Origin of the sequence: Pseudonocardia sp. SID8383 (assembly GCF_009864975.1) — a bacterium.
Taxonomy (GTDB): Bacteria; Actinomycetota; Actinomycetes; order Mycobacteriales; family Pseudonocardiaceae; genus Pseudonocardia; species Pseudonocardia alni.
Genome location: NZ_WWFY01000004.1, coordinates 1 through 15,101 on the forward strand (window position 1 = coordinate 1; position 15,101 = coordinate 15,101).

At 76.2% G+C, this 15,101-nt stretch carries 10 protein-coding genes and 1 pseudogene; 4 read left to right on the plus strand and 7 right to left on the minus strand.

The annotated features are described in order from the left end of the window. Positions 1–255 (minus strand): annotated as a pseudogene (locus GTW08_RS00305) (DUF2236 domain-containing protein); the annotation flags it as partial. A 56-nt stretch (positions 256–311) separates the two neighbouring features. Between GTW08_RS00305 and GTW08_RS00310 the strand changes: the two are divergent. After that, positions 312–968: a TetR/AcrR family transcriptional regulator gene (locus GTW08_RS00310; RefSeq protein WP_202416194.1), complete on the plus strand. Its 657-nt coding sequence runs from the start codon at positions 312–314 to the stop codon at positions 966–968. Here GTW08_RS00310 and GTW08_RS00315 read toward each other — a convergent pair. The 5 genes from GTW08_RS00315 to GTW08_RS00335 form a co-directional block, all read right to left on the minus strand. Continuing rightward, positions 914–1,348: a rhodanese-like domain-containing protein gene (locus tag GTW08_RS00315; protein WP_073577912.1), complete on the minus strand. Its 435-nt coding sequence runs from the start codon at positions 1,346–1,348 to the stop codon at positions 914–916. The genes GTW08_RS00310 and GTW08_RS00315 overlap by 55 nt on opposite strands. Next, positions 1,345–1,908: a cysteine dioxygenase gene (locus GTW08_RS00320; protein ID WP_139282994.1), complete on the minus strand. Its 564-nt coding sequence runs from the start codon at positions 1,906–1,908 to the stop codon at positions 1,345–1,347. The genes GTW08_RS00315 and GTW08_RS00320 overlap by 4 nt, the downstream gene beginning before the upstream one ends. Before the next feature lie 214 nt (positions 1,909–2,122). Next, positions 2,123–7,720, minus strand: a complete 5,598-nt coding sequence (locus GTW08_RS00325; protein ID WP_161151220.1) for a SpoIIE family protein phosphatase — start codon at positions 7,718–7,720, stop codon at positions 2,123–2,125. A 74-nt stretch (positions 7,721–7,794) separates the two neighbouring features. Further along, positions 7,795–8,655 carry an alpha/beta hydrolase gene (locus tag GTW08_RS00330; protein ID WP_073577915.1) on the minus strand — a complete coding sequence of 287 codons (861 nt, stop codon included), beginning with the start codon at positions 8,653–8,655 and terminating at the stop codon, positions 7,795–7,797. Next, the gene (locus GTW08_RS00335) at positions 8,652–10,907 is read right to left on the minus strand and encodes a carboxypeptidase regulatory-like domain-containing protein (protein ID WP_161151221.1); all 2,256 of its coding nucleotides are present in this window, start codon (positions 10,905–10,907) and stop codon (positions 8,652–8,654) included. The genes GTW08_RS00330 and GTW08_RS00335 overlap by 4 nt, the downstream gene beginning before the upstream one ends. A gap of 253 nt (positions 10,908–11,160) precedes the next feature. Here GTW08_RS00335 and malQ point away from each other — a divergent pair, with 253 nt between their 5' ends. Next, positions 11,161–13,161 (plus strand): 4-alpha-glucanotransferase, encoded by a 2,001-nt coding sequence (malQ, locus tag GTW08_RS00340; RefSeq protein ID WP_161151222.1) that lies wholly within the window; start codon positions 11,161–11,163, stop codon positions 13,159–13,161. A gap of 28 nt (positions 13,162–13,189) precedes the next feature. Then, positions 13,190–14,005, plus strand: a complete 816-nt coding sequence (locus GTW08_RS00345) for a 2-keto-4-pentenoate hydratase (protein WP_237453419.1) — start codon at positions 13,190–13,192, stop codon at positions 14,003–14,005. An 11-nt stretch (positions 14,006–14,016) separates the two neighbouring features. On the opposite strand, the gene GTW08_RS00350 is transcribed toward GTW08_RS00345, so the two are convergent. Then, entirely contained in the window at positions 14,017–14,895 is an 879-nt protein-coding gene (locus tag GTW08_RS00350) for a diacylglycerol/lipid kinase family protein (RefSeq protein ID WP_073577949.1), read from the minus strand. 53 nt (positions 14,896–14,948) lie between these two features. Here GTW08_RS00350 and GTW08_RS00355 point away from each other — a divergent pair. After that, on the plus strand, positions 14,949–15,101 hold a 153-nt coding region (locus tag GTW08_RS00355; protein ID WP_161151223.1), incomplete at its 3' end, for an SDR family NAD(P)-dependent oxidoreductase.

Sequence of the window (15,101 nt, forward strand, 5' to 3'; positions counted from 1 at the left end):
CAGCGCGGTGTGCAACGCCCGCATGGTCACACGGCCGGTCCCGGCGCGGCCGGCCTCGTCGCGGTCGCGTCCCATCGCGCGGGCCAGCGCGGCGCCGGTCTCGTCGCGGGTGAGCATCCGGCGGCCGATCTCGGCGAGCAGCGCGGGATCGTGGTCGCGGACCCCGGCGACCAGGCCGAGCGGACGGGCGATGCGCGCCGCACGCTCGGGCGCACTGCGGAAGCGTCGCGGGGCGACGGGCGGCTCTGCCAGCATGGACCGATGCTGACACGAGCGAATGCTCGCCTTCAACGCGCGTTCCGGGGCGCCCGGTGAGCGGGCGCGGGGCCCGGCGGCGCGAGCCGCGCCAGGAGCGGTCCCGGGCGATGGTGGAGCGGATCGTCGCGGCGGGCCGGGACGTGCTGGTCACCCGTGGATACGACGGCGCGTCGACGAACCGGATCGCGGCCGCCGCCGGGGTGTCGCCCGGGTCGCTCTACCAGTACTTCCCGGACAAGGACGCGGTGCTGACCGAGGTGCTGGACCGCTACCTCGACGCGATGGAGGCTCGCGTCTCGCGCGCGTTCCTCGACTCGGTCGCCGCGGCCGGGCCGGGGGCGGGCACCGCTCCGGCGGTGCGCGCGACCCTGGAGGCGCTGCTCGACACCTTCGGCGAGGAGCCGGACCTGCTACGGGTGATCGTCGAGCAGCTGCCGCGCTCCCCCGGCGGGCGCCGGGCCGCGTTCGCCGGCCGGATCGACGACCTGGTCACCACGGTGCTGCTCACCCGCGGCGCCGGGGACACCGACGCGGCGCGGGCCGCGGCGTGGACGGTCGTGCGGACCGTCGAGCACCTGACCACCGGGTTCGTGCTGGAGCGGCCCGGGTTCGCGCGGGCGGTCGTCGTCGACGAGCTGACCGCGCTGGTCGCGGGCTACCTCGACGCGCGCCTGTCCGGCGGACGGGTGGCGTCGGACGGGCCGTCCTGACCGGCCTCGACCGGGAGCCCGGCCGCGGCCCAGGCGCGGAAGCCGCCGTCGAGGTCGGTGGCCCGGTGCAGCCCGATGTCCTGCAGCGACGCGGCGGCCAGGCTGGAGCTGTAGCCCTCCGAGCAGAACAGCACCCAGGCGACGTCGTGGTCGACGGCCTCGGGGACCCGGGCGTCGGAGGTCGGGTCGAGGCGCCACTCCAGGTGGTTGCGCTCGATCACCAGCGCGCCCGGGATCTGCCCCTCCTCGCGGCGCTGCCACCCCGGCCGGGTGTCGACCAGGTGCGCCCCGGCGGCGGTGAGCTCCGCGGCACGCCGCGGGCCGGGCCGGTCGAGCCGGGCGCGGGCGGCGGCGAGCAGATCGGCGACGGTGCGGCTCATCCGACACCCCGGCCGGGTTCGACGAGCTCGGTGCGGGTGCGGCGCAGCCGCTGGTGGCCGGTGGTGCCCGCGACGTCCTCGACGTCGTAGTAGGACATCGCCGACAGCGGCGGGGAGTAGGCGTGCACGCTCACCGCGGGGTCGTCGGCGGTGTTGGCGACGTCGTGCACGTGGCCCAGCGGGAAGCCGGCGCCGCGGCCGTGACGCAGTGTACGGGTGCGCAGCCCGGACGGCCCGCTCCAGCGGCGCTCGGTCAGCGAGCCCGACACCACGGTGAGGGCACCGAGGGAGCCCGCGTGGTCGTGCAGATCCGCGATCTGCTCGGTGGACCAGCTGATCAGCCAGACGTCGACGAAGCCGTCGCTGCGCAGCAGCCGGTACCAGCGGCGCTCCCGGTCGACGACGACCTCGTGCCGTCCGGAGCGCACCTCGGCGGCGGTCTCACGGGTCAGCTCCTGCAGGTCCTCGAGGCCGTACGGGGTGGGCGCGGTGACGGGTCGTGCGTGCGGGACGCGCAGGCGGGCGGGGCGGGACGCGGGCGGGGAGGCAGGCGCGGACACGGTGGTGCTCCAGGGGACGATCGGGCGAGCGTGGTCGGGGGACTCAGCTCGGGCGACAGCCCTGGTCGAAGTGGTCGGCGCGACGGGTACCCCACAGGGGTCCGAGGGTCGCTGCCTGACTCATGCCGGAGATGGCAACACAGCGGTGGGCACGGTTTCAACCCGCCGTCCGGCCCGCGGGAGGACCCCGCGCGTGTCCGGACAGGTCGGCGGGTCAGGCACCGTCGTCGTCGGACATGCCGATGACGGTGTCGAGCCCCGACAGCACCAGCGAGCGGCGGGCCTGGCTGCCCGCGGGTGCGACGAGGGTGAGCGCCGCGCCGTTGGTCCGCATCCGGCGCGCGACCTCCGACAGCAGGGCCATCCCGGCGCTGCTGACGAACGCCTCCCCCGGCAGGTTCAGGGTGATCGGCAGCCCGCGGTCGACGTGCTCCATCAGCGGGGCCCGGATCGCCGAGACCCCACCGAGGTCGAGGTCGCCGACGATCCCGATCCGCACACCGTGCGCGTCCGGGACGGCACGCAGCCGGGCCCGGACGGTGCCGTCGTCGCCGTCACCGGACGGGGTGTCGATCCGGTCGCGGTCCGGTTCGGGTTCCCCGGCGACGAACTCCACCGGCGGTCCCGCGCCCGGGGTGCCCACCTCGACCGGGATCGCGGGCAGCAGGAACCGCACGGTGGTGCCGGAGTCCGACGGATCGATGTGCACGTCCCCGGCGAGCTCGCGGATGAGCGCGATGCCGCGGCCGCGGTAGCCGGGGTCGGGCGGCGGGGGCCGCCAGCGTCCGCCGTCGGTGACGCGCACCGCGACCGAGCCGTCCGCGGTCAGCGCCAGGTCGAGGTCGACCCCGGCGCGCCCGTCGGTGTCCTCGGGCAGGTAGGCGTGCTCGATGGAGTTGGTGGCGGCCTCGCCGACGGTCAGCTGCAGGTCGCTGACCGCGTCCGGGCCCATCCCGCACTGCGCGGCCCAGGCGGCCACCGCGCGACGCAGCGGGGCGAGCCGTTTCGGGTCGGCCTCGATCGCGATCCGCAGCGGCGGCGGCATGAGCCGCGCGACGACGACGACCGTGTCGTCGGGGATGACCGTCCCCTCGGACATGCGGTGCAGCAGCGTGTCCGCCATGTCGCGGGGCTGGGCGGCGGACAGCTCGTCGAACGCGGCGGACAGCCGGGCCAGGCCGTCGTCGATGACCTCGTTGCGGCGTTCGAACAGGCCGTCCGAGCAGAGCAGGATCGTCTCGCCGGGCTCCATCCGGTCCACGGCCTCGGGGAACGGGGGCCGCCCGGAGATCCCCAGCGGCACGCCGCGGCCCTCGGACAGGGTCCGCACCCCCTCCGGGCCCGCGACCAGCGGCGGCGGGTGGCCGGCGCTGGCGTAGCGCATCTCGCCGGTGCCGGTGTCGATCGTCGCGATGGCCACGGTACTGGCCATCGCGCCGCGCACCCGCAGCGCGTACTGGTCGAGCTGCTCCAGCGCCCGCGCCGGGGGCTGGCCGTTGACCAGGTTCGACGCGACCGCGGACCGCAGCTGACCCATCACCGCGGCCGCCGCCGGGCCGCGGCCGACGACGTCGCCGACGACGAGTGCCACCAGGTCGTCGCCGAGGTCCAGGACGTCGAACCAGTCCCCCCCGGCCTCGGTGCCCTGGGTGCCGGGGCGGTAGCGGGTGGCCAGCGACAGCCGTTCGATGTCGGGCAGGCGCTGGGGCAGCAGGCTGCGCTGCAGGGTGACCGCGACCTCGTGCTCGGCCTGGTGCAGCTGGGCGCGGACGATCGCCTGCGCGCACTGGTTGGCCAGGGTCAGCACGAAGCTGCGCTGCTCGGGGGTGAACACCGGTTCGGTCTCGAAACGCAGCCCGATGACGCCGATCGGGCGGGCCGCGACCATCAGCGGTACCGCGGTATGGACCGGGTAGCGCAGCACCTCGCCGTCGGCGGGCCCGCCGGCGTTCCAGATCGGCTCGCCACTGCTCACCGCGCGGCTCAGCGGGTGCGCGCGGCCGGGGGTGCGCATCGGCGGGCCGTCGGCGGGCCAGCCGGTCTCGCGGAGCAGCGAGAGCGCGCCGCCCTCGTCGACGACGAGCACCGCGACCGCGTCGGCCCCGACCGAGATCCGGCCGTGCTCGACGACGACCTCGGCGACCGACTCCAGGTCGGTGGCCCGGGCCAGCCCGGTCGCGACCGCGCCGAGGCGTTCGGCCAGCCGGCGGGCCTCGGTCTCGGCTTCCAGCATCGAAGCCCGGTCCAGCGCCTGTGCGGCGAGCTCGGCGACGGCGACGGCCGCCTCCTTGTCCGCGTCGGACAGTCGTCGCTCGGTCAGCATGGCGACGGCGAGGACCCCCAGCGAGCGCCCGCCGGCGACGAGCGGCAGGTAGCCGATGGTCTGGGCGTGGTCCGGTTCGATGCCGATGGCCGCGGGGTAGCGCGTCGCCCACTCGTGCGCGGTGGTGAACCACATCGGCTCGTGCCCGGACAGCACCTCGGTGAACGCCAGCGGCGCGTCGACCCGGATCCGCGCGGCGCGCTGCCACATGTCGCGGTCCCACCCGTGGCCGGTGAGCGCCTGCAGCCACTCCCCGCGGATCTCCCAGAGCCCGGCGTGGTCGGCGTCGAGCAGGTCGACGATGTGGTCCGCGGCGATCGCGGCGACCTCGCCGGGGGTCGCCGCGGCCGACATCTTGGCGGTGGCGCGGTGCAGCAGGCCCAGGCGCTGGGCCGAGGCTCGTTCCTGCTCCAGCAGGCGGGCGTTGTCGACGGCCAGCCCGGCCCGGCGCCCGATCTCGGACAGGAGGTCCAGGTCGTCGTCGGTGTAGGGGTCGCCCGACTCGGTGCGGACGACGGTCAGCACGGCGCTGGTGCGTCCGCGGGCGGGCAGCGGCACGACCATCGCCGAGGTCATGCGCAGCCGGGTCCAGGCCCGGCGCTGGGTGGGCGCGAGCCGGCTCAGGACCTCGTCGAGGTGGGCGGCGTCGAGGATCTCGGGGCGGCCGTCGTCGTCGGCGGGGACCAGCGGGGCGAGCCGCCACAGCGAGGGCTCCAGCGCCGAGCGCTCCGCGGAGACGGCGAGGGTGCCGATGCCGGTGACCGCGTCGGCGTCGTGGACGACGGCGATGTCGGCGAGCCGGTCCTCGACGACGGCGCGGACGAGCTGGTCGGTGCGCCCGGTGCGGGTGATCTCCCGTTCCAGGGACTCGGCGACCTCGGAGTAGATACGGTGCCTGCGCTGCTCACGGTGCTGGACGTCGATGTCGAGGCATCCGCCGACGTAGCCCGCGGAGCGTTCGCCGTCGCGGACGGGGGCGCCGCGGTCGAGCACCCAGCGGTAGCGGCCCGCCCGGTCCAGCAGCCGGTACTCGACCTCGAACGGCGCGTGCGCGCGGGCGGCGGCGGAGGTCACCGAGCGGTAGCGCTCGCGGTCGTCGGGGTGGATGCGGCGGCGCCAGTCGTGGCCCAGCTCCTGCGCCGCGTCCTCGACGCCGGTGAAGTCCAGCCAGCCCCGGTTGACGAACAACCGGTGCCCGCCCGGGTCGTCGACCCAGATCAGCGCCGGGGTGGAGTCGGCCATGGCCCGGAACTGCAGCTCGGCGGCCCGGCGGACACGGCCGAGCTGCAGGTGGTTCGCGACCCGGGCGAGCAGCTCGCGGGCGGAGAACGGGCGGACCAGGTAGTCGTCGGCGCCGGCGGCGAAGCCCTCGACGGCGGCCTCCTCCCCGGCCCGCGACGACAGCAGCACGACCGGCACCCCGACCGTGCGGGGGTCCGACCGCAGCGCCCGCAGGAGCTCGATGCCGCCGTTGCCGGGCAGCGCCGCGTCGACGACGACCAGGTCCGGCGGGTCGGTGCGGGCGGACTCCAGTGCGGCCGCACCATCCGCGACGACCCGGACGGTCCAGCGTTCGACGAGCAGGTCGCGCAGGTAGCCGCGCATCTCGCGGTCGTCGTCGACGACGAGCACCCGGTCGCGGTGGTCGACCTCCAGCCCGTCGACGACCGACCCGTCCACCGAGCGGCCGCGGGCGAGGACCGGTGGGGCGCCCGCGGGCTCGGGGGCGTCGGGCAGCCAGCGCAGCGCCTCCGCCACGTAGGGCGCGGCGAGCTGCGGGGCGGTGCGGGACCCGACCCGGGCCCGGACGAGGCGTTCGGGGGGCAGGTGGGCGAAGCCCAGCGGCAGCCGCACGGTGAACGTGCTGCCCGCGCCGGGCTCGCTGGTCACCCCGATGGTGCCGCCGTGCAGACGGACCAGCTGGCGGATCAGCGGCAGGCCGAGGCCGCTGCCGTCGCCGCTGCGGCCGTGCCGCCGGGAGGGACGGTGGAAGCGGTCGAACACCGCGTCGAGCTCGCCGTCGACGATGCCGGCGCCGGTGTCGGAGACCCGCAGCACGACCTGCTCGCCGTCCTGGGCGAGGTCGACGGCGATCGTGCCCTCGCGGGTGTACTTGACCGCGTTGCTGAGCAGGTTGAGGACGACCTTCTCCCAGGCGTCGCGGTCCACCCAGACCGGCCGGGCCTGCGGAGGGCAGGACACCGACAGCTCCAGCCCGGCCCGGGCGACGACGGGTGCGAACGCCTCGACCAGGGCGGTGGTGGTCTTCCCGATCTCGGTCGGGGCGAACAGGCCGTCGTGCTTGCCGGTCTGCAGCGCGGAGACGTCCAGCAGCCCGTCGACGAGCTTGAGCATCCGCTGCGCGTTGCGCTGCGCGAGCTCCACCTGGGCGCGGACGGCGGCGTCGTCGTGGTCGCGCAGCCGCTCCAGCGGTCCGAGGACGAGGGTCAGCGGGTCGCGGAACTCGTCGCCGAGGCCGGCGTAGTACTCGGCGCGGGCCTGCTCGATCAGCCCGGCGTCGTCGCGCCGGTCGCGCTCGCGGTCGCGGGCGAGCGCGGCGGTCAGCAGGCCGCCGACGGTGCCCGCGATCAGCCGCAGGAACGAGCGGTGGTCCTCGTCGAGCGGCAGCAACGGCGGCGCCCCGATGACGACGGCGATGCCGGCCGACCCGTCGGGGGTGCGCACCGTCGCCCGGACGACGTCGGTGACCGGGACGCCGTCATCGCCGTGGACCGCGACCGGGTCGACGGCGAGGAACTCGACGTCGGTGGCGTGGTCGGGGTCGAGGTCGTCGCGGAGCCAGCCCGCGGGCGGCGCGTCGATGCGGACGGTGGCCAGCGGGCCGGGGTCGGCGCCGACCGTCGTCACCACGGCGCAGCCGACGTCGTCGGGCAGGTCGGTCAGGACCGTGGTGAGCCGTTCGACCGCGATGTCCAGCGTCGGTGCGTCCCGGGCCACCTCGCCGAGCGCGGCCAGGAGCGCCATCCGCCGGCCTCCGACGACCTGCGGGGTGGTCTCGGCCGTGAAGACGATCAGGCCGAGTACGCCGCCGTCGGGACCGCGGACCGGGGTGGCGGAGTAGGTCCACCATGTGACCTCCGGGGTGTCCCAGCGCCACAGCACGATCCGGTGGTCGCTGCGGTAGATGCCCTCGCGGTCCCCGGAGAGCAGCTCGTGGAGACGGCTCCCGAGATGCGCGGTGATCTCCGGCCAGCCCTCCCTCAGGGGCATGCCGAAGGACCCGGGGTGGCGCAGCCCGCAGTGCCCGGCGAACTCGTCGTTGTAGAACAGGACGAGCTCGGGTCCCCACCACGCGACGAGCGGCTGGCGGCTCTCCAGGATGAACCGGATGGTGTCCTCGAGCTCGCGGTCCCAGGTGTCGCGCACGCCGAGCGGGGTCGCCGACCAGTCGATCGTCGCCAGCAGGTCGCGGACGGGGACGTACTCGTCCTCCGTCCGCCGGTCGATCCGCTCCACCGTGCGAGCCACCCCTGTTCCGCCGTACCGGCCCCAGGATCGCACCACCGGGCGGGTCCGGCGCGGTGAGGCGGGGATCGGTCGGGTCAGGTCACCGGGCGGGCCGCGTCGCGGTGCCGGTCGAGCCAGTCGCGCAGGTCCGCGAGCGGGGTCGCCCGGCCCGGTTCGTGATAGATCTCGTGCCAGAAGCCGTCGTACCAGAGCACGGTGGTGTCGGCGGACCCGGAGCGCTCGTCGAGCAACCGGGTGCCCGCCGGGTCGGTCAGCCGGTCCGCGGTCCCGTGCTGCACGAGCAGCGGGACCCGCAGCTCGGCGGCCCGGACGGGCAGCTCGGCCATCTGCCGGTAGATCTCCGCGCCGAGGGCCAGGGTGGGGCGGCCGTGGTGCACGAGCGGGTCGGCGTCGTAGTCGGCGACGACAGCCGGGTCCGAGCTGATCGCGGAGGTGTCGATCCCGACCGGGCGGACCGTGGGCAGGACCTTCGCGACGACCGACAGCAGCGGCACGAGCGCGGCCGGGACGGCGTCGGAGGCCAGTGCGGGCGCGGACAGGACGAGCCCGTCGAGGCGGTTCTGGTGGCGCAGCGCGTAGGCGAGCGCGATCTGGCCGCCGAGGCTGTGCCCGAGCAGGAACACCGGGACGCCGGGGTGGCGGGCGATCGTCTCGCGGCGGAACGTCTCGAAGTCGGTGAGCAGGTCGTCGTAGCGGCGGACGTGCACCCGGGTGCCGCCGGAGCGGCCGTGGCCGCGGTGGTCGAGGCCGTACACGGCCCAGCCGTCCGGGACCAGCGTGTCGACGACGGCGTCGTAGCGGCCGGAGTGCTCACCGATGCCGTGGCTGACCAGCAGGACGCCGCTCGGGTCGCCCTCGGGGAGGCGGCCCTGCCAGAACAGCTCGACACCGCCGACGCCGGGGAGCCGGCCGTGGACCTCCGTGGTGCCGGTCACGAGCCCGCCAGGTCCCGCCGCTCGTCGGCGCCGGGGACGAGGTCGACCTCCACGCCCGGGCCGTCGCCCGCGGCCAGCAGGTGGCGACCGGGGTCGAGGTCGGCGAGGCGGTAGGTCCCGTCCGCCGCGGCGGTCGTCGAGGCGACCGGTTCGCCGTCCTGCGAGAGCACGACGCCGGTGCCCGCGGGCGCCGAGCCGTGGACGGCGGCGGCAGCGGCCAGGCGCAGGGTGGTGTCGGCGGCGTCGTCGCCGACGGTGCAGGTGGCGACGCCGGGCAGGTATCCGTCGGCGCGGGCGACGACGACGAACGCCCCGGCGCCCGGCGCCGTGACGTGCGCCGTGCCGTCGGCGTCGGTGGTGGCGGAGCCCATCGGCCCGCCGGAGCGGTCGCGCAGCGCGACCTCGACGCCGGGCAGCGGGGCGTCGGTGGCGTCGACGACGCGGACCTCGATCTCCTGTGGTGCCGTGTCGGGCACGATCGCCGACGGCGCGGGCCCGGTCCGGAGCACGGACAGGGAGACGTCCTCGGCGCGGTCGGGGCGGGTGGCGGTGGTCGGGCCGGCGTGCACGGGTGTCTCCTCGGCCTCCGGCGCGGTGGTGGCCCGCTCCGGGGTGGTGGGGTCCGGGACGTCGTCCGTCGTGGCCTCGTCCGACGTGGCGTCGTCGGTCGTCTCGGCTCCGGCCGCACCCCCGGTCGGGGCCTCGCGCTCGCCGGTGTCCGGCACGGAGGCGTCGGTGTGCCCGGCCGGACCACGGACGTCGACGGCGTCGACCGCACCGGCGGTGCGGTCGGTGGTCACCGTGCCGCCGGAGCCCGTCGGAGAACCGGCGTCCCCGGTCCTGCCGGACCCGACGGTGTCCTCGGGAGAAGCGGTGTCCTCGGGGGAAGCGGTGTCCTCGTGGGGCCCGCTGTCGCTCCCGGACGTCCCGCGCAGCGGCGGGGCGAGGTGCCGCGGTCCGCTCCCGGGATGCGCCGACCGCAGGACCCGCGGGGCGGGACGGGGCGGCGGCTCGGGGTTGTCACCGGTCTCGCGGGCGGCTCGGGCGCCGGTGGCGGCGAGCCCGATCGACGGGATCCGGCTCACCGGCGGGGTGTCGCCGGCCGTCTCGGGGGCGCCGGCCTGCTCGGGGACGCGGCCCGCCCAGGTGTGCGGGGTCGAGATGCGGTCCCGGGCCTCGCGGAACTCCCGCTCGGTGTCCGGGTCGGCCGGGGCGCGGACCGACGTGCGCTCCGACGGCAGCGCCGTGACCCGCCGGACCAGGTCCGGGTCGAAGGGCGCGCGGGAGTGGGTCGTGGCGGCGGGCGGGGCCTCGTCGACCGACTCGTCCGCCTCCTCCCCGGCGGAGGCGGTGTCCCCGGCGGAGGCGGTGTCCCCGGCGGAGGCGGTGTCCCCGGCGGAGGCGGTGTCCCCGACGGACGCGACGTCCCCGGTGACGCCGGTGGACCCGGTGACGCCGGTCGAGGCGGCGGCGGGCGCCTCGGACGCGGTCGTCGACGCATCGCCCACGACCGCGGTCCCGGAGGTGGGCGTGCTGATGTCGGGCGCCGAGCTGTCCGGGCCGGTACCGGTGGCCGCGGTCGCCTCGTCGGCGGTACGGGCAGCGGGGTCCGCGACCGGCCGTCGTCGCACGAAGGGCGTCGGGGCCGGGGTCGGCCGGGCCGGCGACGCCTCGACGGGCTCGAGCGGTTTACCGTCCTTGAACCCGCGCGACCAGGGCGGGCCGACCGGACCCGCGCTCACGTCGGGCGTGACCCGTGGGACCGCCGGCAGCTCGTCGGTGGGATCGGCCGCGCCGACCGCATCGGTGATGTCGGGCGCCGACGACGACGGCCCGACGTCCGGGGCGGTGTCCTCCGCGGCGGGGGGCCGCGGGCGCTCCTGCTGCGGACGGACCGCGGCGACGGGCGTGGTCGCGGAGACCGTGTCGTCGGGACCGTCGTCCACCGCGGCGTCGGACCCGACGACCTCAGGGTCAGCGGCCGGATCCTCGTCGACCACGGGCTCCGGGGCATCGTCGACCGGAAGCGTCGGAGAAGCCGGGGGCGCAGACGGGTCGGGCGCGGGCCTGCCGGGCCCGTCGTCGAGGCCGCGGGCGCGGCGGTCGACGAGATCGGCGACGGTGCGCGGACGGTCCCCTTCGGACGACGCGACGTCGTCCTCCCGGCCCCGCCCCCACCGCAGGAACCCGGCGATCCCGACGGCCACCAGCACCACCACCACAACCAGCCCGAGCAGGGCCCACGTCGACATCTGGAAGTCCTCCTGCCGGAGCTGCGCGAACCGTCGACCACGACAGGGTGCGGTCCGGGAGGAGGTGCCCGTCGCCGGGCCCCGCTGCCCGGCCGGCCACAGTGACCCGGTCGGCGCATCCGGCGACGCACCGTAGCACCGTGGACCCCCTGACCGGGGGCGATCGGAGGCGTCCCGCGTGTCGGTCGCGGCGGTTGCCCGTATCACCCCGGGCGGCCGGGCCGGGCGGCCGCTCATCCGCCAGGATCGACCCATGACCAGCGACCCGGTGACCCCCGAGCTCGCCGAGATCGCCGACGCGTACGGCGTCGCGACCTCGTACCTCGACGGCAGCAGGACCGAGCAGCCGATCGACGCGGAGGTGGTCCGCACCGTCCTCGGGTTGCTGGAGGTCGACGTCGCCTCCCCCGAGGCGCAACGGGTGTCGCTCGCCGGGGCCCGCGAGCGCGCCGGCGCCGGGGCGCTGCCGCCGACGATCGGACTGCGCAGCGACCGTTCCCGCGCCGTGCCCGGCCGCGGTCGCCTCACCGCCGTCGACGGTGCGCGTGGCGACGAGGGATGGGCCTGCGACGTCGACGGCGAGCTCCCCGCCGGCCTGGAGCCGGGCCGCTACGCGTGCGAGACGACAGCCGGGCGTGCCCACGTCGTCGTCGCGCCGCCCACGCTGCCCGACCCGCCGCGGACGTGGGGCTGGATGCTGCAGCTCTACGCCCTGCACTCGCGCGACTCGTGGGGCATCGGCGACCTGGGCGACCTGACCACGCTGATCCGCGGCGGGCACGGCGCGGGCGCGGTGCTGCTCAACCCGCTGCACGCGATCACCCCGGTGCCGCCGGTGCAGCCGTCGCCGTACACACCGTCGTCGCGCCGCTACGCCACCCCGCTGAGCCTGCGGGTCACCGACCTCCCGGCCTACGCCGCCGCGGACGCGGCCACCCGCGCCGAGGTCGACGCCCTGCGCCCGGAGACGACCGGCGACCGGATCGCGCACGACCGGGTCTGGGCGGCGAAGCGGTCCGCGCTGGAGGCGCTGTGGCGCAGCGCCGGGTACCCCGACGGCGCCCCGGATACCGACCTGCGCGACTTCGCGACCTACTGCGCGCTGGCCGAGCGCTACGGCGGCCGCTGGTCGCTGTGGCCCGACGACCTGCGTCGTCCCGACGCCCCCGGCGTCGCCGCCGCCCGTGCCGAACTGGCGCCGCGCGTCGCGTTCCACGCCTGGGTGCAGCGCCAGGCCGAGGCGCAGCTGGCCGGGGTCCGGGCCGCGGCGAAGGACGCGGGGATGCCGGTCGGTGTCATCCACGACCTCGCCGTGGGCTGCGACCCCGAGGGCGCCGACGCGTGGATGCTGCAGGACGTGCTCGCGCTCGGCGCGACGGTCGGTGCCCCGCCGGACGCGTTCAACCAGCGCGGCCAGACGTGGGGCCTGCCGCCGTGGCGCCCGGACCGCCTCGCCGACACCGGCTACGCCGCGTTCGGCGACATGGTCCGCGCGCTGCTCGCGCACGCCGACGGCCTGCGGATCGACCACGTCATGGGGCTGTGGCGGCTGTGGTGGGTGCCGGCGGGGCAGACGGCCGACCGCGGCACCTACGTCCACTACGACGCCGACGCGATGCTCGCGGTGCTGCTGCTGGAGGCCCACCGCGCGGGCGCGCTGGTCGTCGGCGAGGACCTGGGCACGGTGATCCCGCGGATCCGCGAGGACATGGCCGAGCGGAACCTGCTGGGCTCGACGGTGCTGTGGTTCTCCCGCGACCCCGATCCGGTGACCGGAGGCGACGACGGCCCGCTCCGCCCGCCGCGTCGCTGGCCCGAGCGGTCGGTCGCGACGATCTCCACCCACGACCTGCCGACCGCGCCCGGGTTCCTGGCCGGTGAGCAGGTGCGGGTGCGCGCCGAGCTGGGGCTCCTCGACGACCCGACGACCGAGGAGGCCAGGGCCGGAGCCGAACGGGACGAGCTGCTGGCGTTGCTGACCTCGGAGGGGCTGCTCGACTCCCCGGACGAGACCGACGAGGACACGATCGTCGTCGCGTTGCACGCGCTGCTGGCGTCGGCACCGTCGCGGCTGGTCCTGGCCTCCCTCTACGACGTGCTGGGCGAGACGCGGCAGCCGAACCTGCCCGGCACCGTCGACGAGTACCCGAACTGGCGGATCCCGCTGCCGGTGTCGCTGGAGGACGCGCTCGCCGACGACCGGGTCCGCCGCGTCGCCGAGGTGCTGCGCGCCCGGACCGGCGACGACGGCTGACCCGCGGCCCTGGCAGGATGCCGCCCCGATGAGTGCCGAGAACAGCTCCGCGGGCATGGACCCGACCGCCGTCGACCTCGTGCGGGCCGACGGCACCGCCGGTGCGTTGTGGCAGGCCTGGACCACCGGCGAACGGATGGCCGCACTGCCGGAGCTGCTACGTCCGCGCAGCCTGGCCGAGGGATTCACCGCGCAGAGCAGGTTGTCGGAGCGGGCCGGGCCGTCCTACGGCTGGAAGCTCGCGGCGACCGCGCCCGCCGGGCAGGCCCACATCGGGGTGGACACCCCGCTGCCGGGGGCGCTGTTCGAGCGGTTCCGGCACTCCCCCGGTGACGTGGTGCCCTCCGACGACCTGCACATGGCCGTCGCCGAGGCGGAGTTCGCGTTCGTGATGGGTGCGCCGGTGGGTGCCGACGCGACCCGTGAGGAGCTGCGTGCCGCGGTCGCGGCCGTGCACGGGGCGGTGGAGCTGCCCGAGTCGCGGTTCACCGACTTCGTCGCGGCGGGGGCGCCGTCGCTGATGGCCGACGCCGCGTGCGCCGGCCGGTTCGTGCTGGGCCCGGAGCTCCCCGGCGCCCTCGATCTCGACCTCGCCGCGACCCCGACCGCCCTGCAGGTCGACGACGAGCAGGCGGCCGGATCCGGCGCGGCCGTCCTCGGGGACCCGTGGGTCGCGCTGGCGTGGCTCGCCGACGTCCTGCCCGGCTACGGCCTGCGGCTCGAGGCGGGCGCGGTCGTCACCACCGGGACGACGACCGTCCCGATGCCCGTGCACCGCGGCGCCCGGGTGCGGGCGAGCTTCGGCGACTACCTCGGCGCGGTGGAGTTCACGCTCGCCCCGTGAGCACGGCGGGGTCAGCGCACGACGTTGAGTGCCCCGGCCGCGCAGCGGACGCGGATCGCGGTGCCGCCGGCGACCTCGTCGACCTCGCCGTCGATCTGCACCGGCATCGGCCCGCACGCGGTGAACCGGAAGTCCGAGGTCGCGGGCTGACGGCCGAGCCCGGAGAACGCCGCCCGGGCCGCCACCCACAGCTGCTTCCACTTCGGACGGTGCTCCAGCAGCACGACCTCGAACCGGCCGTCGTCGGGACGGCTCGTGGCCGACAGCTCGGCGACCTTGGCCATCTCACCGATGTTGGCGAAGACCAGGTTGTCGATCCGGCGCCGGTCGCCGCGGGAGAACTCGACCTCGAACGGGGTGAACGCCCAGAACGCTCGCACCGTGGTGATCACCTCGCGGATGCTGCCCTTGCCGCCCTTCTCGATCTGCAGCGCGACGACGGGGGTGAGCCCGAACCCGATGTAGGAGTGCGCGTAGTGCGGCGGGTCGTCGTCGCGGTGCATCTCGAGCAGGTCCATCGGCTCGGGGCGGCCGTCGAGGATCGCCTCGACCAGCGGACGGCGTGCGGTGACGCGGTCGTGGTCGTTGGCGTTCCCGGCGGCGAGGACGGCGGCCGAGGCGTCGGTGCCCGGGACGTCCATGATCCCGTTGACGACCTCGTTGTAGCCGCCGTCGCCGGACGCCGACACGATGAGCGGGCGCCCGCCGGCGGACGCGGCCTCGCGGGCGATGACGCGGGCGTGCCCGGCGTACTCGGTGGGCACCAGCCGCACGGCCAGCTCGGGCCGGGCGGAGCCGAGCTCGTCGCGCAGCTGTTCGGCGAGCACGTCGGCGTCCCCCGTACTACCAGGGTTGAAGACCACCAGCACGGAGTCGATCGGCTCAGCCACCCGCACACCGTAGACGCCTGCGGTCCCGCCATCGTTGCGGCACGGTGGGAATCATGGATCTGCAACTGAACGGGCGCCGGGCGATCGTCACCGGTGGGAGCCGCGGCATCGGGCTGGCGACCGCGCAGGCCCTCGCGGGCGAGGGCGTCCGGGTGGCGTTGTTCGCGCGCGACGCCGGCGCCCTGGAGGCCGCGGCGGCCGGACTG

What these genes read in the sequence shown, in the direction of transcription:
- GTW08_RS00315 (WP_073577912.1), bottom strand. Translation starts at nt 1,348, where the DNA reads ATGAGCCGCACCGTCGCCGATCTGCTCGCCGCCGCCCGCGCCCGGCTC.
- GTW08_RS00335 (WP_161151221.1), bottom strand. Translation starts at nt 10,907, where the DNA reads ATGTCGACGTGGGCCCTGCTCGGGCTGGTTGTGGTGGTGGTGCTGGTG.
- malQ (WP_161151222.1), top strand. Translation starts at nt 11,161, where the DNA reads ATGACCAGCGACCCGGTGACCCCCGAGCTCGCCGAGATCGCCGACGCG.
- GTW08_RS00345 (WP_237453419.1), top strand. Translation starts at nt 13,190, where the DNA reads ATGAGTGCCGAGAACAGCTCCGCGGGCATGGACCCGACCGCCGTCGAC.